Annotated in this window: 20 protein-coding genes; 10 read left to right on the top strand and 10 right to left on the bottom strand. The window is 56.6% G+C overall.

The window, feature by feature from the left end:
• The first annotated feature begins 2 nt into the window (after positions 1 to 2).
• From MJ923_RS00500 to hslU, 3 genes are all read left to right on the top strand, one after another.
• Positions 3 to 566, top strand: coding sequence for an SPOR domain-containing protein (locus MJ923_RS00500; RefSeq protein ID WP_126169291.1), 564 nt, complete (start codon positions 3 to 5; stop codon positions 564 to 566).
• 149 nt (positions 567 to 715) lie between these two features.
• On the top strand, positions 716 to 1,240 hold the full coding sequence (gene hslV / locus MJ923_RS00495) for an ATP-dependent protease subunit HslV (RefSeq protein WP_011758561.1): 525 nt from the start codon (positions 716 to 718) through the stop codon (positions 1,238 to 1,240).
• Between the two features lie 9 nt (positions 1,241 to 1,249).
• The gene (hslU, locus tag MJ923_RS00490; protein WP_240589440.1) at positions 1,250 to 2,572 is read left to right on the top strand and encodes an HslU--HslV peptidase ATPase subunit; all 1,323 of its coding nucleotides are present in this window, start codon (positions 1,250 to 1,252) and stop codon (positions 2,570 to 2,572) included.
• Between the two features lie 42 nt (positions 2,573 to 2,614).
• On the opposite strand, the gene MJ923_RS00485 is transcribed toward hslU, so the two are convergent.
• The gene (locus MJ923_RS00485) at positions 2,615 to 3,001 is read right to left on the bottom strand and encodes a hypothetical protein (RefSeq protein WP_240589439.1); all 387 of its coding nucleotides are present in this window, start codon (positions 2,999 to 3,001) and stop codon (positions 2,615 to 2,617) included.
• A 41-nt stretch (positions 3,002 to 3,042) separates the two neighbouring features.
• On the opposite strand from MJ923_RS00485, the gene MJ923_RS00480 reads away from it, so the two are divergent.
• Both MJ923_RS00480 and MJ923_RS00475 read left to right on the top strand, forming a co-directional pair.
• Positions 3,043 to 3,645: a histidine phosphatase family protein gene (locus tag MJ923_RS00480; protein ID WP_240589438.1), complete on the top strand. Its 603-nt coding sequence runs from the start codon at positions 3,043 to 3,045 to the stop codon at positions 3,643 to 3,645.
• Positions 3,646 to 3,777: 132 nt separating this feature from the next.
• The gene (locus MJ923_RS00475) at positions 3,778 to 5,073 is read left to right on the top strand and encodes a Xaa-Pro dipeptidase (protein WP_240589437.1); all 1,296 of its coding nucleotides are present in this window, start codon (positions 3,778 to 3,780) and stop codon (positions 5,071 to 5,073) included.
• On the opposite strand, the gene MJ923_RS00470 is transcribed toward MJ923_RS00475, so the two are convergent.
• The 4 genes from MJ923_RS00470 to MJ923_RS00455 form a co-directional block, all read right to left on the bottom strand.
• On the bottom strand, positions 5,063 to 5,356 hold the full coding sequence (locus MJ923_RS00470; RefSeq protein ID WP_240589436.1) for a hypothetical protein: 294 nt from the start codon (positions 5,354 to 5,356) through the stop codon (positions 5,063 to 5,065). The two genes, MJ923_RS00475 and MJ923_RS00470, sit on opposite strands and share 11 nt — an antisense overlap.
• A gap of 23 nt (positions 5,357 to 5,379) precedes the next feature.
• Positions 5,380 to 6,291 carry a GGDEF domain-containing protein gene (locus tag MJ923_RS00465; RefSeq protein WP_240589435.1) on the bottom strand — a complete coding sequence of 304 codons (912 nt, stop codon included), beginning with the start codon at positions 6,289 to 6,291 and terminating at the stop codon, positions 5,380 to 5,382.
• Between the two features lie 253 nt (positions 6,292 to 6,544).
• Positions 6,545 to 6,883 (bottom strand): DP-EP family protein, encoded by a 339-nt coding sequence (locus MJ923_RS00460; protein ID WP_240589434.1) that lies wholly within the window; start codon positions 6,881 to 6,883, stop codon positions 6,545 to 6,547.
• A 106-nt stretch (positions 6,884 to 6,989) separates the two neighbouring features.
• Entirely contained in the window at positions 6,990 to 10,220 is a 3,231-nt protein-coding gene (locus MJ923_RS00455) for an nSTAND1 domain-containing NTPase (RefSeq protein WP_240589433.1), read from the bottom strand.
• 119 nt (positions 10,221 to 10,339) lie between these two features.
• Here MJ923_RS00455 and MJ923_RS00450 point away from each other — a divergent pair, with 119 nt between their 5' ends.
• Both MJ923_RS00450 and MJ923_RS00445 read left to right on the top strand, forming a co-directional pair.
• Positions 10,340 to 10,720 (top strand): gamma-butyrobetaine hydroxylase family protein, encoded by a 381-nt coding sequence (locus MJ923_RS00450; RefSeq protein ID WP_240589432.1) that lies wholly within the window; start codon positions 10,340 to 10,342, stop codon positions 10,718 to 10,720.
• A gap of 279 nt (positions 10,721 to 10,999) precedes the next feature.
• Positions 11,000 to 13,330: a M4 family metallopeptidase gene (locus MJ923_RS00445; RefSeq protein WP_240589431.1), complete on the top strand. Its 2,331-nt coding sequence runs from the start codon at positions 11,000 to 11,002 to the stop codon at positions 13,328 to 13,330.
• A gap of 60 nt (positions 13,331 to 13,390) precedes the next feature.
• Here the strand turns inward: MJ923_RS00445 and MJ923_RS00440 are convergent, their stop codons facing one another.
• Complete coding sequence (locus MJ923_RS00440) at positions 13,391 to 13,906, bottom strand: hypothetical protein (protein ID WP_240589430.1); 516 nt, start codon at positions 13,904 to 13,906, stop codon at positions 13,391 to 13,393.
• A gap of 96 nt (positions 13,907 to 14,002) precedes the next feature.
• On the opposite strand from MJ923_RS00440, the gene ubiD reads away from it, so the two are divergent.
• The 3 genes from ubiD (at position 14,003) to MJ923_RS00425 (ending at position 17,213) form a co-directional block, all read left to right on the top strand.
• On the top strand, positions 14,003 to 15,484 hold the full coding sequence (gene ubiD, locus MJ923_RS00435) for a 4-hydroxy-3-polyprenylbenzoate decarboxylase (protein ID WP_240589429.1): 1,482 nt from the start codon (positions 14,003 to 14,005) through the stop codon (positions 15,482 to 15,484).
• Positions 15,485 to 15,626: 142 nt separating this feature from the next.
• Positions 15,627 to 16,325 (top strand): NAD(P)H-flavin reductase, encoded by a 699-nt coding sequence (fre, locus tag MJ923_RS00430; protein ID WP_240589428.1) that lies wholly within the window; start codon positions 15,627 to 15,629, stop codon positions 16,323 to 16,325.
• Between the two features lie 108 nt (positions 16,326 to 16,433).
• Positions 16,434 to 17,213 carry a substrate-binding periplasmic protein gene (locus tag MJ923_RS00425; protein ID WP_240589427.1) on the top strand — a complete coding sequence of 260 codons (780 nt, stop codon included), beginning with the start codon at positions 16,434 to 16,436 and terminating at the stop codon, positions 17,211 to 17,213.
• Positions 17,214 to 17,245: 32 nt separating this feature from the next.
• Here MJ923_RS00425 and MJ923_RS00420 read toward each other — a convergent pair whose 3' ends face one another.
• From MJ923_RS00420 to nosD, 4 genes are all read right to left on the bottom strand, one after another.
• The gene (locus tag MJ923_RS00420; RefSeq protein ID WP_240589426.1) at positions 17,246 to 18,526 is read right to left on the bottom strand and encodes a winged helix-turn-helix domain-containing protein; all 1,281 of its coding nucleotides are present in this window, start codon (positions 18,524 to 18,526) and stop codon (positions 17,246 to 17,248) included.
• A 129-nt stretch (positions 18,527 to 18,655) separates the two neighbouring features.
• Positions 18,656 to 19,474: an ABC transporter permease gene (locus MJ923_RS00415; RefSeq protein ID WP_240589425.1), complete on the bottom strand. Its 819-nt coding sequence runs from the start codon at positions 19,472 to 19,474 to the stop codon at positions 18,656 to 18,658.
• Positions 19,474 to 20,235 carry an ATP-binding cassette domain-containing protein gene (locus tag MJ923_RS00410; protein WP_240589424.1) on the bottom strand — a complete coding sequence of 254 codons (762 nt, stop codon included), beginning with the start codon at positions 20,233 to 20,235 and terminating at the stop codon, positions 19,474 to 19,476. Before MJ923_RS00410 ends, MJ923_RS00415 begins: the two co-directional genes overlap by 1 nt.
• A complete protein-coding gene (gene nosD / locus MJ923_RS00405) occupies positions 20,225 to 21,628 on the bottom strand; it encodes a nitrous oxide reductase family maturation protein NosD (protein ID WP_240589423.1) in 1,404 nt (467 codons plus the stop codon). Before nosD ends, MJ923_RS00410 begins: the two co-directional genes overlap by 11 nt.
• Between the last annotated feature and the right edge of the window lies 1 nt (position 21,629).

The following is a 21,629-nucleotide window of genomic DNA, read 5'->3' as shown; positions in this document are numbered from 1 at the left end:
CCATGAGTCGTGATTACGCCAATCGAGCGCCACGGGGTAAAGGCCGTGGCGGCCGCAAGGGTGCCCCCGCGCCCCGGCGTAAACCCTGGGTTGCGCTGATTGCGGTACTGGTACTGGTGCTGGGCTTTGGCTATTTCCTGTGGACCATCAAGGGCAGCGCCGATAAGGAAGAGCCCAGAGTGGAAGCCAAAGCCGAAACCAAATCCAGCAAGCCAAAGAAGGATCCAAACGCCCTGCCGCCCAAGCCGCAGGAAGAATGGACCTATCTGCAAGAGCTTGAAAACAAGCAGGTTGAAGTGGATGTTCCCAAGCAGGACACCCTGCGCGCCACAGGCCCGTATCAGATGCAGTGCGGCTCTTTCCGCGAAGAGGCACAGGCCGAGAAGATGAAGGCAGTTATCGCCTTCCAGGGCATGGAAGCACAAATCCGCAAGGCCCAGGGCAGCAACGGCGCCTGGTACAAGGTGGTACTTGGCCCCTACGAGCGCAAACGTGATGCAGAGCGCGCCCGCCACAAACTGCAGGCCATTGGTATGAACACCTGCCAAATCTGGCTGTGGCAATAACGGGTAGCAACAATCGCTAAACTGTCACAAAAATAAGGTCGCCTCGGGCGGCCTTTCTTTTTGCCCACTTGAAAAAAAAGGTCACGACCCCATATAAGCTCTATCCGTCCCCGAAGGCCTATCCTTCGGACGCTAAAAGAGGATCCATTGTGACTACTATCGTATCCGTCCGCCGTAACAATCAGGTGGTCATCGCAGGTGATGGCCAGGTCTCCCTCGGCAATACCGTGATGAAGGGCAATGCCCGCAAGGTACGCCGCCTGTACCACGGCAAGGTATTGGCCGGATTTGCCGGTGGCACCGCCGATGCTTTCACCCTGTTCGAGCGCTTTGAAGCCAAGCTGGAAATGCACCAGGGCCATTTGATGCGCGCCGCGGTGGAGTTGGCCAAAGACTGGCGCACCGATCGCATGCTGCGAAAACTCGAGGCCCTGCTGGCCGTGGCCGATGCCGAAAGCTCACTTATCATTACCGGTAACGGCGACGTAGTGCAGCCCGAAAACGACCTGATTGCCATCGGCTCCGGCGGTAACTTCGCCCAGGCCGCCGCCACTGCGCTCTTGGAAAACACCGACCTTGGCGCCCTCGAGATTGCCGAAAAGTCACTGACCATCGCCGGCGATATTTGCGTATTCACCAACCAGTTCAAGACCATCGAAGAACTGAGTTACTGAGGAATCATCATGTCTGAAATGACTCCCCGCGAGATTGTTCACGAACTGGACGCCCATATCATTGGTCAGCAAAAAGCCAAACGCAGCGTGGCCGTGGCCCTGCGTAACCGCTGGCGCCGCATGCAGCTGGACGCCGCGTTGCGTCACGAAGTGACCCCCAAAAACATCCTGATGATTGGCCCTACCGGCGTAGGTAAAACCGAAATTGCCCGCCGCCTGGCCAAGCTCGCCAACGCGCCCTTTATCAAGGTCGAAGCCACCAAGTTCACCGAAGTGGGCTATGTGGGCAAAGAAGTGGAGCAGATCATTCGCGATCTGACCGACAGCGCCATCAAGCTCACCCGCGAAGTGGAAATGAAAAAGTGCCGCGCCCGCGCCGAAGAGGCTGCCGAGGAGCGGGTACTGGATGCGCTGCTGCCACGCCCGAAAAACGACTGGGACAACAGCGACGACAACTCCTCCAGCCGTCAGATCTTCCGTAAAAAACTGCGTGAAGGTCAGCTGGACGATAAAGAAATCGAAATCGACATTTCAGGCCCGCAGATTGGCGTGGAAATCATGTCACCCCCCGGCATGGAAGAAATGACCAATCAGCTGCAGAGCCTGTTCCAGAACATGGGTCAGGCGCCTGCCAAGCGTAAAAAGATGAAGATCAAAGATGCCCTCAAGCAACTGGTGGATGAAGAAGCCGCCAAGCTGGTGAATCAGGAAGATCTGAAAGAAAAGGCCATCGAACTGGTGGAGCAGCACGGTATCGTCTTTATCGATGAAATCGACAAAATCTGTAAGCGCGGCGAAACCTCAGGCCCCGATGTGTCCCGAGAAGGGGTACAGCGCGACCTGCTGCCCCTGGTGGAAGGCTGCACAGTCAACACCAAGCACGGCATGGTGAAAACCGACCATATCCTGTTTATCGCCTCGGGCGCATTCCAGATGGCCAAGCCATCGGATCTTATCCCCGAGCTGCAGGGCCGCCTGCCAATTCGGGTTGAGCTGGATGCCCTCACCGCCTCCGACTTCAAGCGTATTCTTACCGAGCCCCATGCCTCGCTCACCGAGCAATATGTGGCGCTGATGGCCACCGAAGGCGTGACCATAGAGTTTACCGAGACCGGCATCGACCGCATCGCCCAGGCCGCCTGGCAGGTGAACGAGCGCACCGAAAACATCGGTGCACGCCGTCTGCACACGGTCATGGAAAGGTTGATGGAAGACATTTCCTTCGAGGCCAGCGACAAATCCGGCAGCAAATTCACCATAGATGCCGAATATGTGAATGCGCACCTGGATAACCTGGTGCAGGATGAAGACTTAAGCCGCTTTATTCTGTAAGCAGTTTGAGGGAAAGCAAAGTAAAGCCGGGGAAACCCGGCTTTACTTTTCTGGTGGGCTCAGCAGTACGATACCTTTTCTAAGCAGTAAGCGCTCCACTCCAAGCATAAACAGCATGGCTGGCAGTCCAAGCAGGGCTCGGAGCGGAAAAGATGCCAGTAAACTCAGTTCATCTTCAAAAACAGAGGGATACAAATCCGGCAGGGCCAAAAATGGCAACATGATCAAGCACCCAAGGCCAAACACCCAAAAGCCCGCGCGGGTTAGATGCCAGTTCCCACGCAGTTTAACTTGCGTTGCTTCCTCTTGTTTTGTCTTCAATTTTCTTCCCTGTTCTGTTTGGCTGAATAAAAGCTGCCACCAAGCCCAATGTAGCAAGGCCTCTGTTGCGCCACAAGCAGGCTGCGGCTGGGGGTGATTGTGATACACTGCCGCCACCCGTTTTAGCGTATGAAAGCCCAGTCGTCCCTATGGTTTCAGAACTTTTTATCCTTCGTCACGGCCAAACCGAATTTAACGCCCAGCGGCGCTTGCAGGGGCACTGTAACTCGCCCTTAACTGCGCAGGGTGAAGCCCAGGCGCTGGCCTACGGCAATACCTTAAAGAGCCTTGCCGGGCAGTTAAACACCGCCGAACTGAACGACTTTGCCATAGTGTCGAGTCCCCTGGGACGCGCCATACAAACTGCCGCCATAGTGGCAGCAGGCCTCGGCCGTGAACCTGGCGCTGTGAGCGCCGATGACAGAGTCAAGGAAGCCGGGCTTGGGGAGTGGGAGCATGGCCATATTCCCGATATCCACGCCGCCAACCCCGGCCTTGCCGACAAACCTGGCTGGTATCTGGATGGTCCGGGTGCCGAGCCGCTCGAAAATATTCAGGCCAGGCTGCATGACTGGCTCAAGGATCCGGCCACCCCTTCACGAGTGATTGTGGTTTCCCACGGCGTGACCGGCGTGGTGCTGCGCGGATTACTGTTGGGGCTCGAACCCCAAGCCATGTGGGCTCAGGACAAACCCCAGGACGCCTTTTATTACTTCTCGCAGGGCACCCTAAAGCGCATCGCCTGCCGCTGACCTGTTAACGGCCAAATTGGCCGGAACCCAAGCATTTTGGCTTGGCGGCAGCGTTGTTCGCCCGCCGCCACTGGGATATGCTCAGGAATCGTTTTAACGCGTTTTTTACAATAACAATCAAAAGAGCGTCCCATGCACAACACTCGTCCCCATGCGTCCAGGCAGCGTTTATCCCTGCTCGGCCTGTCGTTAATCACGGCACTGTCACCCCTGCCTGCCCTTGCAGCCACTTATCTGAGCGCCGATGCGCTGCTGGATGTCAAAACCGGCAAAATGATGCTAAATCCTGTGCTGAAAATTGAGGATGGCCGCATCCTTGAGCTTGGTACCCAGGGCAAGCTTAGCGTGCCAGAAGGCAGCGAGCTGATTGAACTTAAAGGTAAAACCCTGCTGCCGGGGCTGATGGATATGCACGTGCACCTTGGCAGCGATGCCGAAGACAACTTCCTCGAGTCGATGAACTACTCGGTGCCCCGGCAAACAGTAAAGGCGGTGAAAAACGCCAAAAAGACCCTCGAAGCGGGCTTTACCACGGTGCGGGATTTGGGAGATTCAGGCTACAGCGTGATTGCAGTGCGCGATGGCATTAACGCTGGAGAAATCCCCGGTCCGCGTATCTGGACTGCAGGCCATGCGCTGTCGATTACCGGCGGCCACTGCGACGATAACTTCAGCGCTCCTGAAATGCACTCAGTGGCAGGCGGCGTGGCCGACGGCCCCTGGGCGGTGCGGGCCAAGGCGCGGGAAAATATAAAATACGGCGCCAACACCTTAAAGATTTGCGCCACCGGCGGCGTGTTCTCCAAGGGCACCAAGGTGGGCGTGCAGCAGTACACCGAGGATGAACTCAGGGCTGCAGCCGAAGAAGCCCATCAGCGCGGGATGATTATTGCCGCCCACGCCCATGGCACCAGCGGCATCAAGGCGGCCATTCGCGCCGGTATCGACAGCATTGAGCATTGCAGCTTCCTCGATGACGAAGCAATCAAGCTGGCACTGAAAAACGGCACCTATCTTAGCTGTGATATCTACAACACCGAATACACCCTCGCCTTCGGCGCCGCCAATGGGGTACCCGAAGAGAACATCAACAAAGAGAAACAGGTATCCAAGGCTCAGCGTGAGAGTTTCCGCAAGGCCACCAAGGCCGGGGTGCGCATGGTGTTTGGCTCGGATGCCGCCATCTACCCCCATGGCGACAACGGTAAGCAGTTTGCCACCATGGTGGAATTCGGCATGACGCCGCTGCAGGCGATTCAGGCGGCAACGCTCACCAGTGCAGCGCTGCTCAAGCAGCCGGATCTTGGCGAACTCAAGCCCGGTTATCTGGCCGATATCATTGCAGTGGATGGCAATCCGCTGGACAACATCCGTCTGCTGGAAAACGTCAGCTTTGTGATGAAAGACGGCGCTGTGTTCAAGAACTGAGATAAGGCGCCAACGCCACCACCTGCTGCCCCGAAGACAGAGTATCAAAGTGATCAAGCATAGATGTGAGATAGCTGCGGTCACGGGGCGGCAGCACGTCATGCTGCAGAACCTGCTTTAAGTCATCAACAAGGCGCCGGGCCAATGGCTCGGTGCACACCCCTTTCCACAATGCCAGTGCCGCCTGCTCAGGGGCGCGGCCGTAGCGCTTGCGTTGTAAATACACGAAGGTGTCAGCCCGTTCCCTGGGTGTTGCCAACACCGAAATAATTGACCAATTCATGATGTTATCTCCCGAAATCCGTTTCAGTCCGACAAAATGATTTTGTTTCTGCCTTCCCGCTTGGCCCGGTACAGCGCAGTATCAGCCCCCAGCAACATGGCATCGGCGGTGCGGAACTGACCGCAGGTTTCGCTGGCAATGCCCTGACTCACGGTCAGCAGCGCCCCGGCGGGCAAGCCCATAGCAGTAGTATCAATGGCAGCAATGGCCTGTGACACCTGCTGTGCAATCAGCTCGGCCATGGCGGCATTAAAGCCCGGCAGGATCAGCACAAACTCTTCACCGCCAAACCGTGCCGCCAGACACTGAGGAGAGGGTAAAGCCGATGCCAGCGCAGCCGCAATCAGCTTTAAGCATTCATCTCCTTTCAGATGGCCGTAAAGGTCGTTGAATTGCTTAAAAAAGTCCACATCCACAATCACCACACTCACCGGATGCCGGCGGGCAACGCACAGCTGCCATTGCTTTTCCAGGGTTTCCATCAGGGTGCGACGATTGGCAAGACCGGTTAAACAATCGGTTGCAGCCAGAGATTTAAGGCGGCGGATCTCAGCCTTGTGCTGCGACAGATCTTCAATCCCCACCAGAAACAGCGGCAGCAACCCCTGCACGAAAGAGAGTGTCAGCTTCACCGATAACAGCGCGCCATCCACTCGCCTGAGCTGTATTTCCCTGGCCTGGTGCTGCAACGGCCGGAGCTCACCAAGCACTTGCTCAAACATTTGTTGATACTGCGTCTGATAGCCGCTCTCCAACCAACTAGGCCAGTGCTCACCCACAAAGGTTTCCGGCTCATCACCCAGCAAACCGGCGGCGGCCTGATTGACACACAGCACCTTGCCATTGCCATCGGCCAGCACCATCGGCTGATTCAGACAGTGGATAACCTCGGCAACGGCTTCAAAATCGCAGTAACTTTCACGGATGGCGTACATGGCTGGCTCCTGGCAACGTCCTTGATGCTAACCAGTGTACGAATTCCCCAAAAAACTACCTTCCGCCAACCTTACCACGCAAAGCATTGATAAATAACCGGTAAAAATCAACCTTCCGCCAAACTTACGACGCCAGACGCTATTAAATCCAGCTATTCGAGCCAAAATGCCAGCACGCATGGGCCAAAGACAGATGCTTATGACCATAAAAAAGCCCGGCACATGGCCGGGCATTTAATAAATCGCGATGATTTTAGATTTTATTTATGATCTGAGGATCTGGACTACACATTAACAAAGTGCTTCCGGGTATGGTGAAAACTAAGTGGAAACCAGTTTCACCTACCACTTTGTCGGTATCAAATAGACTCAGCAAATTTGGAGTCACTTCGACCGAATCAACAATACTATCAAAGGGAGTGGTGAAAGCCGCGCCAGCAAAACCTAAATTCTTACCGGTATTGTCCACCAGAGTGTAATCAATACGTGACTTCTGAGTGATCACAACTGGGCCACTTGGGTCGTAAGTGAACACAGGCTCATTATTGATATTCAATGATGCAGTTACGGTTATCGCTATTGGAGTTGGCATAATTGTTCCTTAATTTGGTTATTAGGTTTACTGCGGAAGGGGCAGAATACTCGTACTGCCAGTAAACACCTTCCGATAATCTTACCTCACATCCATTTGTTTTATATTAAAAAACTGATGACTCAAAATTCACCCCCTGAGCAACCAGAGGTGATTTTAGACTCTCAGCCTGAGATTTTTCACCCAAACACTCAAGAGCCTGTACTAAAGGCCGGACAATTCTGGGTTCTTTTGACGTTTGGGATAGGGGATAAAGACGCATTTTAACCCGCCGACATAGCTCCATAACCTCAATATTTGATTTACCTCTCTGACTGAGTTTCATCAACATAAGCTCTGCCTCTGAAAGTTGAATCTGTACCTTCAAGTCATCCGGCGAAGCACCGGCTAGGACATTGAAAACTGCTGTCGCTTTTTCGGTGGCATCCTTGGATGCTGCAATGTCCCCCCAACGCAATAATTGGCTGGCCGCGGCTAAATGATAGTGAGCATCCAACTGCTGTTGTTTTCCTTCCGATAGAGCAGCAGCATCCAGCTGTAAACTTTGGTAAAAAGACTCCATCGCTGATTTTGAGGTTGCATACAAACCCAATTCCAACCCATGCAACTTCAAGTTCAGCAGATCGTAACGCCAGGATAAATTTTCTGGGTCACTGGCGAGAGTATCAAGGCGTTTGGCAAGAGCTCTGCCCAAAGCTTGCTGTGCTCCATCAATATCACCAAGCACCTGATAAAGCAGCACCAAGTTCGCTTGGCTATGAGATAACCGGTCAAGCACATAAGCTTCATTAGAGCTGCCAAGGACTGCTTCGATATGCTGGTGGAGTGCCAATGCAGTCTTAATATCCCCTGTCGCCAATGCCGCACTGGCAAGCCAGGACTCAGTATCAGCAAGATCGGCAATCAATTGACCGTCATCAGGTGTATCTGCAAGTAACTTTTGCTTCAAAATCAGTGATGACTCAAATCGTTGTTGGGCAGTGGCGTAGTCCTGGAGCTTCATCGCCAGGCTGCCGAGGGAGTTTTCGGCGTAGGACAACTCCAGCATGGCATCGCGACTGTCGGGCGCCAGCGCCAACATGGCTTCGCTGTGCTCAAGGTAGGCCGTCAACCAGGGCTTGGCGGCTTCCCAGTCACTCTTGTCGTATTCGAGTTGCCCCAGCCAGAATGCGTTGGCACCCAGGGTTTTGTACAGTTCGAGCTGTGGCACATCACGCCCCCGCAGCGGCAATAGCTTATCCCGCGCTGCCAGCAGCGCCGCCCTCGCCTCGTCGGGCTTTTCGCGGCTATAGGCTACCTCACCCATGGCCTCCAGGGTTTGTCCGTGGCGGAACAGGGCGGCCTCCGAGAGCCCTGCGTCCGGGGCGCTGAAGTAGTCCAGTGCTTTGTTGCTGACCCCGTCGAGCAAATCCATGCGGCCGATACTGCGAAGCCGGTCGGCAAACTGGCCCACCATAAAACCCAGCAAGTCTTCGGCGGCAAGACGCCGCTCGGTGGCCTGCCGCTCGGCCTGCATGCTTTTAATCCCCATCACCACAGAGACAAAAGTAAGCAGGGTCAGCAGCGCCACTGTGCCGCGCTTTATCCAGCCCCGGCGTATGTCCCGCGCCAGCGAGGCCTGAATATAATCGCGGCTTTGCTCGTCCAGTATCAGCTGGTTATCGGCCAGCAACTGGCGCGCCTCCAGCACGGGTTTGCCAGACCCCAGCAGATAATCCCGCTCGCGGCCCGAGCGCTGCCAACGCAGCGCCTGATGAAATACCCGGGCTTTGAGCGCCAGCAAGCGGCGGTGTTCTTCAATCCAGCTGGCGGCGCGGCGCCAGCGCCGCAGCAGGGCTTCGTGGGCGACGCTGAAGCTGGGCTCGGCGCCATCGAGGTGGGAAACAAACAGGCGGCTGTCCACCAGTGCCTGCACCAGTTTGCGCTCGGCATCGGTGGCAAGCTCACTGTAACGGGCGCTGCGGCTGGTAACCGAGAGTTCATCTTCCTTGAGGGTGACCAGCCGTGCCAGCACTCCGGGTAGCGCCTCGCGGGTGGAAGCGCTGAGGTCGGCGATGGCCTCATCGGCAGCGCGACCAATGGCGCCTTCAATGCCACCCAGGCGTTGATACACTTCGAGTTTGAGCTGATTGTCATCGCCCCGGGCAAGGTAAAGCGCCTGCAGCAGGTATTGCAGCATCGGCAGCGCATCTGGGCTGGCGGCCGCTTCGCGGCAGAGAATTTCATCGAGGCCGAGGGCACTGTCGCTATCAAACTCCCAGCTAAGACCGGCAGCCGCCGCTGGCAGACGGATCATCTGCAGCAACGCCTGGCGGCTTGGGGGCTCAAGGTCAAAGTGGGCACCATTGCCCTTGCCTGCCATCAGCACACTGCGGCTGACCACCTGCGGGTAAAAGTCGTTACGACAGGCGCACAGCACCAGTACCGCACCGCTGCGGGACAGGCTATCGAGCAGTGCCAGAAACTGGCTGCGGCTGGCTTCATCGAAGGCCGGGGACGACAACAGCACTTCGAGCCTATCGACCACCAGCGCAAAACGCGGCTTTTCCCAGCGGCCACTTGGCAGCGCCAATTGCAAAGTCACAGCGATTGTGGCGCCGCCCTCGGCAAGCTTGGCCGCCAGGGTGTCGGCGCTGTCGCCGTCGAATACGGGTTTATCGCCGCTCTCCCAATCGAGCATGGCCGAAGCCAGCTCCAGCAGCAAAGCGCCGGGGGCGACATCGGCCATATCCATGGCGGCGCTGGACACCAGCCCAATACCATTTACGCCTTGCGGGGTACTGAGGTTAGGCAGAATACCGGCGTGGATTAACGAGGTTTTGCCGCTGCCACTGGGGCCAAGCAGCAAACACAGGCCACGGCCGCTGCGTACCTGCCTATGGATATTTTCAAGGACGCCATTGATTTGTTCACGGCGACCAAAGAAGACCCCGGCATCTTTGGCACTGAAGGGGCGCAGCCCCGGAAAAGGCGAACCGGACTGCCACACCACCTCGTCCACACTCTGCTCATCCCCCGAGGGAAAGCTGACCTGGGCCAGGGTACGGTAGCCACGGCGGCGAATGGTTTCGATAAATTGCGGCGCTGTAGCGCTGTCATCCAATGCGCGGCGCAGCTGGGCGATGGTTTTGTGCAGCGGGTTGTCGCCGGTTTCCAGCCCCGGCCAGCAGGCATCGAGCAGATCGTCACTGCTAACCACATCCCCCGGGCGATGGCACAGATACAGCAACACCTCCATGGCCTTGGGTTCGAGTTGGCGGCTGATACTGCCGCGACTCAGTCGATTACTTTGGGGCGAGACTTGCCATTCGCCGAAGAAAAAAATCGTATCTGTCATTCCCTGCTGTACCTTGTTTGGCCTTGGCTGTATCAGCCTCACCTTTTTCTATTTTGCGGGGTTCACAAGCGCTGCAAAGCGAGCGACCATATCCGGGTTATTCACTGTCAGGAGTTTCCATGAGCCATCCCCAGGTTGTATCCCTCAAGCTGAAACGCAAGTCTCGCCTGCTGGAAGTGGGTTTTGATGACGGCAGCCAGTATCAACTGAGCTGTGAGTTCCTGCGGGTGTATTCCCCTTCGGCAGAGGTGCACGGCCATGGCAACCCGGTATTGGTTACCAATAAGAAAGCCGTGAACATCACCGCCATTGAACCTGTAGGTAACTACGCGGTTAAACTGGTGTTTGATGATGGCCATGATACCGGACTTTATTCGTGGCAGGTATTACACCAACTGGCGACCAACCAATTAATTTTGTGGGAACAGTATCTGGCGCGGCTGCGGGCTGAAAAGGGATCCAGAGAAGCGGTTATCCCCATGGAAATCCGCTACAGATAAGCTCCGCCAATTAGCAAAAAGCCAGTCAAAACTGGTGATCCACCTAGCCAAAAGTAGCATCGGAGTCTGTTTCAGCTTTGCAAGTATAGTGCGTTCGTACAATTGTTCATCCATTCACAGCTCAATAACATGAGGTTTCTCTCGGGTTAAAAATCCGTGAAAAAGGGGTTAACCCCGACTTCAATGTAGTTGTGAACCATCGTCCGGCAACTGCCTGCGGTGGACTAAAGGAAGTGCTTTGCGGCAGCCAAGCCGCCAGACCACAAGGACAAGTCACTTATGCGCAAGCAACAACTCTCACTCTTGTTTATCGCCGTTTCGGCAACCCTGGGTACATCAGCTTACGCCGCCAACGTAGTGGACGTGGCCAAGATGCGCCACGCCGCCTCAGGCGACATCGGCAGTGTACTGCAACTGGCCCCGGGCCATGAGTTCCGTACCGCCAAACAACTCGATCTGGGCAAGGGCCTGAAAAAAGAGCGTCTGCAGCAATACTTCCACGGTGTGCCTGTTTATGGCTTCACTGTGGCCGCTAATCGCTCTGAAATGGGCTTCTACAGTAACCTTAAAGGTCAGATGCTGGCCGATATCGACAAGGATGCTGCCTTTGCCAAGCCTACCCTGAGCAAAGAAAAAGCCCTGGAAATTGCCAAAGCCGCCAAGGGTGGCCACGGCCTCAAGGCCGGCAAGACCCGCAATGACAGTGCTCAGCCATGGATCATCCTTTACGGCAAAGCTCAGGAGCCGCGTCTGGTGTACATCACCTCTTACGTGGTTGATGGCGATGCCCCAAGCCGTCCATTCACCATGGTAGACGCTCACTCAGGTGAAGTGCTGCAGCGTTGGGAAGGCCTGAACCATGCCGACATAGGTACCGGCCCAGGCGGTAACGCCAAAACCGGCCAGTACGAGTACGGCACCAACTACGGCAATCTGGACGTGGAAGTGAATGGTGATACCTGCACCATGAACAACGCCAACGTGAAAACCGTGAACCTGAACCACGGCACCACCGGCAACACCGCGTTCAGCTACACCTGCCCACGCAACACAGTAAAAGAAATCAACGGCGCCTACTCGCCGCTGAACGATGCTCACTACTTCGGTGGTGTGGTGTATGACATGTACGATCAGTGGTACGGCACTGCGCCGCTGAGCTTCCAGCTGACCATGCGCGTACACTACAGCAACAACTACGAAAACGCCTTCTGGGACGGTAGTGCCATGACCTTCGGTGACGGTCAGAACTACTTCTACCCACTGGTGTCTCTGGACGTTTCTGCCCACGAAGTGAGCCACGGTTTCACCGAGCAGAACTCTGGTCTGGTGTATGCCAACCAGTCTGGCGGTATGAACGAAGCCTTCTCTGATATGGCCGGTGAAGCTGCCGAATTCTTTATGAAAGGCACCAACGACTGGCTGGTGGGCGCCGATATCTTCAAGGGTACTGGCGCGCTGCGCTACATGGCCGACCCAACCCAGGATGGCAAGTCTATCGGTCACATCGACGACTACTATGATGGTCTGGATGTACACTACAGCTCAGGTGTGTTCAACAAGGCCTTCTACACTCTGGCCACCACAGCTGGCTGGGACACCCGCAAAGCCTTCGAAGTATTTGTGGTTGCCAACCAAATCTACTGGACACCCAACAGCCTGATGTATGAAGGTGCATGCGGCGTGAAAAGCGCTGCCGCCGACAAGGGCTACAGCACTGCCGACGTAGAAGCTGCCTTCGCGGCCGTGGGTATCACCCCATGTGAAGTACCACCACCACCACCACCACCAGAAGCTGACGTGCTGCAAAACGGCGTAGCCGTAACTGACATCAGCGGCGGCGCCGGTTCCAAGCAGTACTGGACCCTGGACGTTCCTGCCGGTGCCAGCAACCTGGTGTTCAACCTGTCTGGTGGCTCGGGCGATGCCGACCTCTATGTGAAGTTTGGCACTTTCCCAACCAGCACTGACTACGATTGCCGTCCATATGCTTCTGGCAACAACGAAAACTGTGCTATCGATCCTGCTCAGACCGGCACTTACTGGGTGATGCTGAACGGTTACAGCGCTTACAGCGGCACCACTCTGGTGGGCAGCTTCGACGGTGGCAGCACCGATCCTAACGAAGCCCCAATGGCCAGCTTCACCGCTGACAACACCGGCGCCCTATACAACTTCACCAGCACCTCCAGCGACAGTGACGGCAGCGTAGTTGCCTGGAGCTGGGACTTCGGTGATGGCGATACCGGCAGCGGCGAAACTGCCAGCCACCAGTACCTGATGAGCGGCAGCTACACTGTCACCCTGACCGTAACCGACGATGACGGCGCCACCAGCTCCGTATCTCAGGTATACGACGTGGAAGTACCAGCAGCCGAGATGGATCTGACTGTGACCAAGGTTAACCGTTCACGCCGCGGCAGTGCCCGTGTTGGCCTGGAATGGACCGGTAACAGCAGCTCTTACTCAGTACTGCGTGACGGCAACCTGGTTGGCACCACTTCTGCCAACAGCTTCGTTGACCGTTTCAGCACTCCAACCGGCGTAAGCTATACCTACCAGGTATGTAACGCTGACGGTGGCTGCTCTGACATCGAAACCGTAAGCTTCTGATAAGCAAAACGGTTTAAACTGAAAACGCCGTCCAGTGGACGGCGTTTTTTATTGCTCGGGTTACTCTTGTTTCAAGGGCATATAACGCTGGGTTTGCCAGTCGAAACTGTATCTTTGCCCCTGCCATTCATACTGAGGCTTGCCATCCACCATAATCACCCGCGCGTTTTGCGGTAACGCTGCCAGGCCTTCGACCTTTTCTTCACTGCGGGTGATCATGGCCGGCGGCACCACCCTTGGCTGGGTCATCAGCCGCTGGCGCTCACGCTCGGCACGCTCTTCCCGCCGTGCCTGACGTTCCCGCTCCCAGGCGCGCTCCTGCCAGTACCAGCTGTCGTTGTAGCGCCAGAAGGGATCCCGGTAAAAGGGATCGCGCCAGCCCCAGCCAATCCCCGTGTTCCAATAAGGCCCCGGATAACGCCAGTGACCATAGCCACCGCTGGAATAACTCATCCCCAGACCATTGTGGTTCCCCACCCATACCGAGGTGCTGAGGTTGCCGTCAGCCTGCGCCGCCGACATACCGCCAAGCAGAGCCGCGCTGAGCAGCGCCGCCAAATGCCAATGTGTTGCCATACCCCCTCCTGCTGCAGGCGCTTTTAATTCCGCCCAAGGGCCAATAGTGGTATAGTGCGCGCCACGACGGATGTTTGCAAACCGAGGCATTTCCATATGAGTTTTAAGGATTTACGCAGCTTCATCGCTCACCTTGAAGAGTGCGGTGAGCTTAAGCGCGTCGACTATCCAGTTGATCCTTATCTTGAAATGACAGAAATCGCTGACCGCGTACTGCGCGCGGGCGGCCCGGCGCTGCTGTTTGAAAACCCCAAGGGGCACAGCATGCCGGTACTGGCAAACCTGTTTGGCACGCCAAAACGCGTGGCCATGGCGCTGGGTAAAGAAGACCCACTGGCGCTGCGCGATGTGGGCGAACTGCTGGCGTTCCTCAAAGAACCCGAGCCACCACGCGGCTTTAAAGATGCCATCGCCAAAATCCCCATGTTCAAGCAGGCGCTGAATATGCCGCCCAAGACAGTGAGCCGAGCGCCCTGTCAGGAAGTGGTGATGACAGGCGACGATGTTGACCTGACCAAGCTGCCCATTCAGCACTGCTGGCCCGGCGATGTTGCCCCCCTTGTTACCTGGGGCCTGACCATCACCAAGGGTCCACGCCAGAAGCGTCAGAACCTCGGCATCTACCGTCAGCAGCTTTTGGGCAAGAACAAGCTGATTATGCGCTGGTTGTCCCACCGGGGCGGCGCGCTGGATTTCCGCGATTTCCAGGAAAAACACCCGGGCGAAAACTACCCGGTAGTAGTAGCGCTGGGCTCAGATCCCGTGACTATTTTGGGCGCAGTAACCCCTGTGCCTGACTCCATGAGTGAATATGCCTTTGCGGGCCTGCTGCGCGGTGAGCGTACCGAGGTGGTGAAAGCGCTGTCTTGCGACCTTGAAGTACCGGCCACCAGCGAAATCATCCTCGAGGGCTATATCGCCCCCGGCGAGATGGCCGAAGAAGGCCCCTACGGCGACCACACCGGTTATTACAACGAAACCGACAGCTTCCCTGTGTTTACCGTGACTCATATAACTCACAGGAAAGACGCCATCTACCACAGCACCTACACCGGCCGTCCACCGGATGAACCTGCGATGCTGGGGGTGGCACTGAACGAAGTGTTCGTGCCGATTTTGCGCAAGCAATATCCTGAAATTGTTGATTTTTACCTGCCGCCTGAAGGTTGTTCCTATCGGATGGCTGTGATCTCCATCCGCAAGCAATACCCAGGTCATGCCAAGCGGGTGATGATGGGTGCCTGGTCGTTCCTGCGCCAGTTTATGTACACCAAGTTTATTGTGGTGGTGGATGAAGATGTGAACTGCCGCGACTGGCAGGACGTGATTTGGGCCATCACCACCCGCATGGATCCGACCCGCGATACCGTGATGATAGACAACACCCCCATCGACTATCTCGACTTTGCCTCACCGGTGGCGGGCCTGGGCTCCAAGATGGGTCTGGATGCCACCAACAAGTGGGAAGGCGAGACCAGCCGCGAATGGGGCACCCCAATCGTGATGGATGAGTCGGTGAAACAAAAGGTCGACAGTATCTGGGACGAGCTTGGCATAGATCAGGCGCCAACACTGTAACCATTGCAAACGCGGGGCGGCAAACGCCGTCACCCGCCGGGCCGCACTTGCCCTCACGGCGATGGCGGCAATACTTACAACATTGAAAGCAACCCTTCAGCAGAAAGGGACCCTAAAAGCACAGAGGTTTTAAAGAACACAGATGAACAGCATCCGATGTAAGGTTCTCAGTATCCAGCCGTTTAACGACGCCGTGTTTCAGGTCAAACTGGCCCCGGAAACCCCATTTGAGTTTCAGGCCGGCCAATACCTGTGCGTGGTGATGGGCGAAAAAGACAAGCGCCCCTTCTCCATCGCTTCGGCTCCCGGCAGTGAGATTATCGAGCTGCACATAGGTGCTGCGGTAAGCGAAAGCTACCCAATGCAGGTGGTTGAGCGCCTGAAAACCGAGACCCATATCGACATCGAAGCCCCCGGCGGCGACGCCTTCCTGCGCCAAGACAGCCATCGTCCACGACTGCTGATTGCCGGTGGTACAGGTTTCTCTTACATCAAGAGCATAGTCGAGCAGCAAATCGCTCTGGGCCAGCAAGTGGAAACCAGCCTCTACTGGGGCTGCCGCACCCAGGACGCCATGTATTACGAGTCAATCGCCCGCCAGTGGCACGATGCTCACCCCTGGATGCACTTTGTGCCTGTGGTGGAAGAAGCGCCTGAAGGTTGGGATGGCAAAACCAACAACCTGCTGGCGCAAATCAAGGCCGACTTTATCAGCCTGGTGGGTTACGACATCTACATCGCCGGTCGCTTTAACATGGTCGGCGCCGCTCGCGAAGTCTTCCGCGAAATGGGCGTGGATGAGCCGCACCTCTATGGCGACGCCTTTGCCTTTATCAAATAAGTCGCAGCGCTTGCTTTGATTTTGAACATCCCGGCCCCGGCCGGGATTTTTTACGCCAGGCCCGCAGCAAACTACACTGTACAGACCACCGCTGTGGAGGTTTATGTCATGGATGCTGCGCGGCTCTTCAGGCAACTGTTGCTGTTTGTGCTGCTCACTCTGTTGAGCACAGGTGCTCCACGCGCCGCCGAGACACTCGGCGAGCTTAACCTGATGACCGAGGAATACCCGCCTTTTAATTTCACCCATAACGGCAAGTTACAGGGCATGGCGGTGGATTTGCTGCTGGCGGCGGCCCGGCAGAATGACAGCCCGGTCCAGGCAGCCAATATCCGGGTGTTTCCCTGGACCCGCGCTTACACCCTCACTCTGCACGGCAAAAACAGCGTGCTGTTCTCCACCACCCGCACCCCGGAGCGGGAGTCGCTGTTCCACTGGGTTGGCCCTATCTCCCCTATCCGACTGGTGCTGCTGGCCCGCAAAGAAAGCGCTATTCGGATAAAGGATGCCAGTGAGTTGGAGCGCTATCGTATTGGCGTGGTGCGGGACGACATTGGCGAAGTCACCCTTTCCAGCATGGGACTGGATCATCGGCTGCAAAGCAACGCCAGCACAGATCTGTTGCTGAAAATGATGGCCCGGGGCCGCATTGATTTATGGGCCTACGAAGAAACCGTGGCCCGCTGGCTGATAAAAGAAGCCGGTATGAGTTTTGATGACTTTGAAGTGGTGTATGTGCTCAAAGAAGCTGAGCTTTACTATGCCTTCAGCCGCGATGTGCCCGCGCCGCTGCGGGATAGGCTGCAGCGCGCGATAGATGCCATCAAAACGGCGGATGAAAACGGCAACAGCCACTGGCAGCAGATCCGCAGCCTGTATTTGGATTAGGCAGCAGCCACTTTTTGGATTAATCCGCAGCCTTACAGCACCGCCTTGGTGTAGCGGGTCCATGCCAGAATGTGCCCTATCTGCGGCACAATCCACACTGCGGTGTCCTTGCCCTGCCACACCCGGTAGAAATACAGGGTATCGTCGCGGATATCGTGTTTGCGGATCTCACGGTAAAAATGCAGCGCTGAGTCACTGACATTGTCCGGCTTTTCCAGCGTTTTTTGCCTTACCTTCACCTGAAACACATCGGCACCAAAGCCGCCTATCCGGCTCTGGTACTGGATAAAGTCGCCCCGCAGCCGGTACTTGATGGGGGTGGTAATGCAGTTCTCATCGGTAATACAGGCCGACACATGGAACTGCCCCACATCCGTGCCTTCATATACCAACGACAGGCTCAAATCCGCCCGCACCATCAGCTCTCCAGCCACCGGAAAGTAGACGTCGGCCTGGAAGTTATGCTCTTCAATCTCACCACTGCCCTGGGCGGCAGGAAGGATCACCTTGTTGTAGCGAATGCGCTCTTCCATCTTGCGACTTAAGGGCAAAAACTCCGCCATACTGAGGCCCGCAGGCTCTTCACCTATGCTGGTGATATTGATGATGCGCTTGCCGGCGCAATCCAGCGGTGACTCACCCGGACACACGGCAAAGGAGTAGTTGTGGCCATCGGTGGCGGCAAAGCCTGACAGGGCGCCATAACCACTGAGCTGATTGCCTTCGGGCGCCAGATGGCGCTGCCACATCGTGGGATGCAGTCTGTCGCTGTCGTCCAGATAAAACAGCGCCGCATTGGTGAGGCTACCACCCACATTCAGAGGAATATTGCGATCCGAGTGCCAACGGCTGACCTCTTTCATCATGGCGTGGCGATCACTCAGATACCAAAACAGCGCCAGTATGATGCCAAGTATCACTATGCCCACCAGCTTGACCCGCAGCGACACCCCTATCAAGGCATCCTTGATGGCTTCGCCGTCGTGAAGCGCCAGCATATGTACATGGGACTGACGGGAAATATGCAGCTGATAGCCACGGCGGGCCACGGTTTTCAGTTGCAGTTCGGGAAAGGGTTCGAGCTTCTTGCGCAGGGTGCTGACACATTGGGTCAGCGAGGTCATCGACACCACACGATCGGGCCAGCCAATGGCGAGCAAATCTTCTTTGCTGAGAATGGTTTCCGGGGACTCAAGCAAGGCCGCCAGCACCTGAGTTTCCGAGAACGTCAGGGGGATCTGGCTGTCGTCACGCTGATCCACCAGCACCTTGGCCGATGGCTCAAATATCAGGTATGGGGTCAGTTGATGCATAGCTTGTCCGAAACGCGGCCCCAAGGCAGGGCATTGCCGTCATTTTAACGGCCAGCCTCAAGCCAATGTGTGACCCCGAACCCAATCAAGTCTATGTATGGCAACCACTTTTGTTAATTTAAGGCCGGATCACAGTTCCCGGCGCCCCAAGCCAATAAGTCCCAGCCGAAAAACCGTGGCCACGGCGGCAAGCTGCAGGAACAGCGCCCACAGCGGCAATGCCCCAAACTCGCAAAAATCGCGAAACAAACTCAGCGGGTTGAAATACATCAGCCCTTCAAGCAAGCCTGCAGGAATGGCGCCGAGCAGTAGCGCCAGCAGCAGTGCCAAATCCCACAAAAACAGCAGCGCCCCCAACCAGGCCAGCCCCAAAAACAGCGCACTCTGGCTGCTGGTGCACCAGGCACTGATGGCAAGCGCTGTGAGATGGCAGGCCAAGGTCAGCGCCGTGCCGCCAAGCCAGAGTCGCAGCAGTCCTGGGTAAAATTGAGCAGGCACACCGTCACTGGCAAAACCATAAATCATCGCCGTCATCAGCGCCGCCAGGCTGATGGCAAGCAGCAATGGCAACACGCCACCAAGCCACTTGCCAAGCAACAGCTGAGTGTCTGTCAGCGGCGCCGTAAGCAGTAATCCCAGGGTGGCGGCTTCACGCTCGGCGGCAATGCCTTTAAAGCCAGCCATCAGCGCCATCAGTGGCAGCGCCAGGCCCCACAGGGCACTCAGGGATTTAAGCGCCGCCATCGGCTCGGCAAGCAAGCTGCTATCCGCTGAAAAAGATAAACAGACACTGAGCCCCAGCAGCAACAACATCAGCGAACTGATGGCAAAAAGCCGCTGCCGTCTGGCCTGTAGCCATTCCAGCCGGGCAATAAACATCACCGGCGCCGCCCGGGAACCCTTAGGTGTTACCCAGCTTTGGCGCCGCTCCTGAATAAGCTCAGTCATCAGCCCAACTCCCCCATTGCCAAAGGTGCCATCAAGCGGCTGTAAGCCTGACGCAAACCGCCGGATTGGCTCACAAACTCCTCTATGCAGCCAAACGCCTGCTGCTCGCCTGCGCCAATAAACAGCGCTTTGTCGCACCTGGGTTCAATCAGCGCCAAATCATGGCTGCAAATCACCAGACCGCTGCCGCCGCGCTTAAGTGCATCCAGGCGCTGATACATAAAATCGCAGGCGCCGGGGTCAAGCCCGGTGGTGGGTTCATCAAGCAGCAATAACCCAGGTTTACCGAGGAGCGCCAACGCCAGCGCCAGGCGCTGCAACTGTCCTTTCGACAGGCTCATACTCGGCTGGTGCAAAATGGCTTGCAGCCTGAAGGCGTCGATAAGCTCATCAACCTCGGCTTTGGATGCACCTCTGGCACGGGCAAACAGCGACAACAACTCAGCGGCGCACAGCCTGGGGTAGAGCCTGCAATGCTCCGGCAGATAACCAACCCCGGCCATGCCACGCCGGGGCGTTTGCCCCAGCACCTGAAGACGGCCACTGGTTGGCGCAATCAGCCCCAGCAGCAGCTTGATAAGCGTGGACTTACCGGCGCCGTTATGACCAACAAGCGCCAGCAACTCTCCGGCCCCGAGTGAGAAACTTACCCCCTCAAGGGCACTGGTCGCGCTGGCGCGGCGGGCCTTAAACAGCCGTGCCGTCAGGGACTGGCCGCGTGCTGGCCTGCAATAACCCAGTTGCTGCGCATCAATCAGCATGGCGATACTCCGTGGCGGGAAGGGAAGATGGAGGCTGCTCATCATCATTTTGAACTTGAGCTTGAACTTGAGCATGCAAGGTCAGCGGCGGCGCGCTCATCAGCGGATAGGGGTCGGTCACTCCTTCTCCCCGCTCCAGCGCCAGCGCTTCGGACATGGACTTAAGCAACATCACCAACGGGCTTTGCATCAACCGTCTGGCTTCGGGGTAGATGAGAAACAGCCGATCGAAGCGATCGTTTGGCCGATAAGGCGCATCGCCTATGCCATTGCCGTCGAGATCCAGACCCGAATGGCCACCCCAGAAGTTGCCCCGCCCCTGCTCACTCCAGTTCATGGCCACTGTGCCCGTGTAACGCAGCTCCTCGCCATTACCCGCGATAACATTGCCATGAAAGCGGTTTGCCTCCGCGCCCATGGCAATGGCAACGCCGACATCCCCATCAATAAAGTGATTATTTTCAATCAGGTTTTTTTTGGCATCGTAGATAAAGAGCCCCTTACCGACACTGAAAATATCCATGCTGGCACCCAGGCTGGTTTCAGCTTGAGCCTTGCTGCCCTTCACCAGATTGCCGCGCACATGGGTGTCCTCGGTGACATTCAAAAGCACCCCAAAATCGACGGCGTTATGCACTGCGTTTTCGACAAGTTGCAGCGCCTGTGAACTCATCAGCGCATAGCCGCCGAGCACATCCTCAGCCCGATTGCTGCTTATCCGCTCGCCTCGGCTGTACATGGTGTGCACGGCGTATTGCAACGAATTCATGTGGTTGGCAATCAGTTCACTGCCCTGGGTGCTTTCAAGGTAAATGCCATCCCGCACCGCTTCGATGCGGTTATGGGCGATGCGCGCCCCCTTGCCACCCTTGAGGTGAATGCCATCGCCCCTATCGAGCAGATGCAAACTGGCATCACCGCGAATACGGCTGTGGTGAACCTCAAGAAAATCCGCATGTTCGGCATGAACACCAAAACCGGGTCCCTCAATATTGAGATTGGCAAGCGTCACTCTATGGGCGCCGGGGAGCACTTGCACCGCCGCATCACGGCTAAGCTGAGAGCCGCCAACATCACGAAAATGTATGCCATCCAGGGTGACATCGGCTGCGGCGATAATGAGCCCCGAGCCGACACCGCCGCAGTCAAACAGCACCTTGCCCGGGGTTTGGGCGATGAGTTCAATTGGAAAGTCGATGGTATCGCCGCAGGCGTAGCGACCCTCATCAAGCAGCAGAGTCGCAGGCTTTTGCGCCAACATCGCCCTGAAACTTGCCGGGGTGGCTGTGGGGATGCCTGAAGCTCTCTCGTCTGCGCTTAGGTAATAAGGCAACAGCAGACCAAAGGACAAGCTCAGGCCAAGCGCCAGCAAGCCCCCCTGCCGGGTAGCCATC

It is taken from the genome of Shewanella zhuhaiensis (assembly GCF_022484835.1).
Lineage (GTDB): Bacteria > Pseudomonadota > Gammaproteobacteria > Enterobacterales > Shewanellaceae > Shewanella > Shewanella khirikhana.
The sequence above is the reverse complement of the archived record's forward strand: the minus strand, read 5'-3'. Positions and strand labels throughout refer to the sequence as shown.

Bases quoted from the DNA above. Each gene is read 5' to 3' on its own strand.
- MJ923_RS00500 (WP_126169291.1), top strand. From the start codon at position 3: ATGAGTCGTGATTACGCCAATCGAGCGCCACGGGGTAAAGGCCGTGGC.
- hslU (WP_240589440.1), top strand. From the start codon at position 1,250: ATGTCTGAAATGACTCCCCGCGAGATTGTTCACGAACTGGACGCCCAT.
- MJ923_RS00480 (WP_240589438.1), top strand. From the start codon at position 3,043: ATGGTTTCAGAACTTTTTATCCTTCGTCACGGCCAAACCGAATTTAAC.
- MJ923_RS00475 (WP_240589437.1), top strand. From the start codon at position 3,778: ATGCACAACACTCGTCCCCATGCGTCCAGGCAGCGTTTATCCCTGCTC.
- MJ923_RS00470 (WP_240589436.1), bottom strand. From the start codon at position 5,356: ATGAATTGGTCAATTATTTCGGTGTTGGCAACACCCAGGGAACGGGCT.
- MJ923_RS00465 (WP_240589435.1), bottom strand. From the start codon at position 6,291: ATGTACGCCATCCGTGAAAGTTACTGCGATTTTGAAGCCGTTGCCGAG.
- MJ923_RS00460 (WP_240589434.1), bottom strand. From the start codon at position 6,883: ATGCCAACTCCAATAGCGATAACCGTAACTGCATCATTGAATATCAAT.
- MJ923_RS00455 (WP_240589433.1), bottom strand. From the start codon at position 10,220: ATGACAGATACGATTTTTTTCTTCGGCGAATGGCAAGTCTCGCCCCAA.
- MJ923_RS00450 (WP_240589432.1), top strand. From the start codon at position 10,340: ATGAGCCATCCCCAGGTTGTATCCCTCAAGCTGAAACGCAAGTCTCGC.
- MJ923_RS00445 (WP_240589431.1), top strand. From the start codon at position 11,000: ATGCGCAAGCAACAACTCTCACTCTTGTTTATCGCCGTTTCGGCAACC.
- MJ923_RS00440 (WP_240589430.1), bottom strand. From the start codon at position 13,906: ATGGCAACACATTGGCATTTGGCGGCGCTGCTCAGCGCGGCTCTGCTT.
- ubiD (WP_240589429.1), top strand. From the start codon at position 14,003: ATGAGTTTTAAGGATTTACGCAGCTTCATCGCTCACCTTGAAGAGTGC.
- fre (WP_240589428.1), top strand. From the start codon at position 15,627: ATGAACAGCATCCGATGTAAGGTTCTCAGTATCCAGCCGTTTAACGAC.
- MJ923_RS00425 (WP_240589427.1), top strand. From the start codon at position 16,434: ATGGATGCTGCGCGGCTCTTCAGGCAACTGTTGCTGTTTGTGCTGCTC.
- MJ923_RS00420 (WP_240589426.1), bottom strand. From the start codon at position 18,526: ATGCATCAACTGACCCCATACCTGATATTTGAGCCATCGGCCAAGGTG.
- MJ923_RS00415 (WP_240589425.1), bottom strand. From the start codon at position 19,474: ATGACTGAGCTTATTCAGGAGCGGCGCCAAAGCTGGGTAACACCTAAG.
- MJ923_RS00410 (WP_240589424.1), bottom strand. From the start codon at position 20,235: ATGCTGATTGATGCGCAGCAACTGGGTTATTGCAGGCCAGCACGCGGC.
- nosD (WP_240589423.1), bottom strand. From the start codon at position 21,628: ATGGCTACCCGGCAGGGGGGCTTGCTGGCGCTTGGCCTGAGCTTGTCC.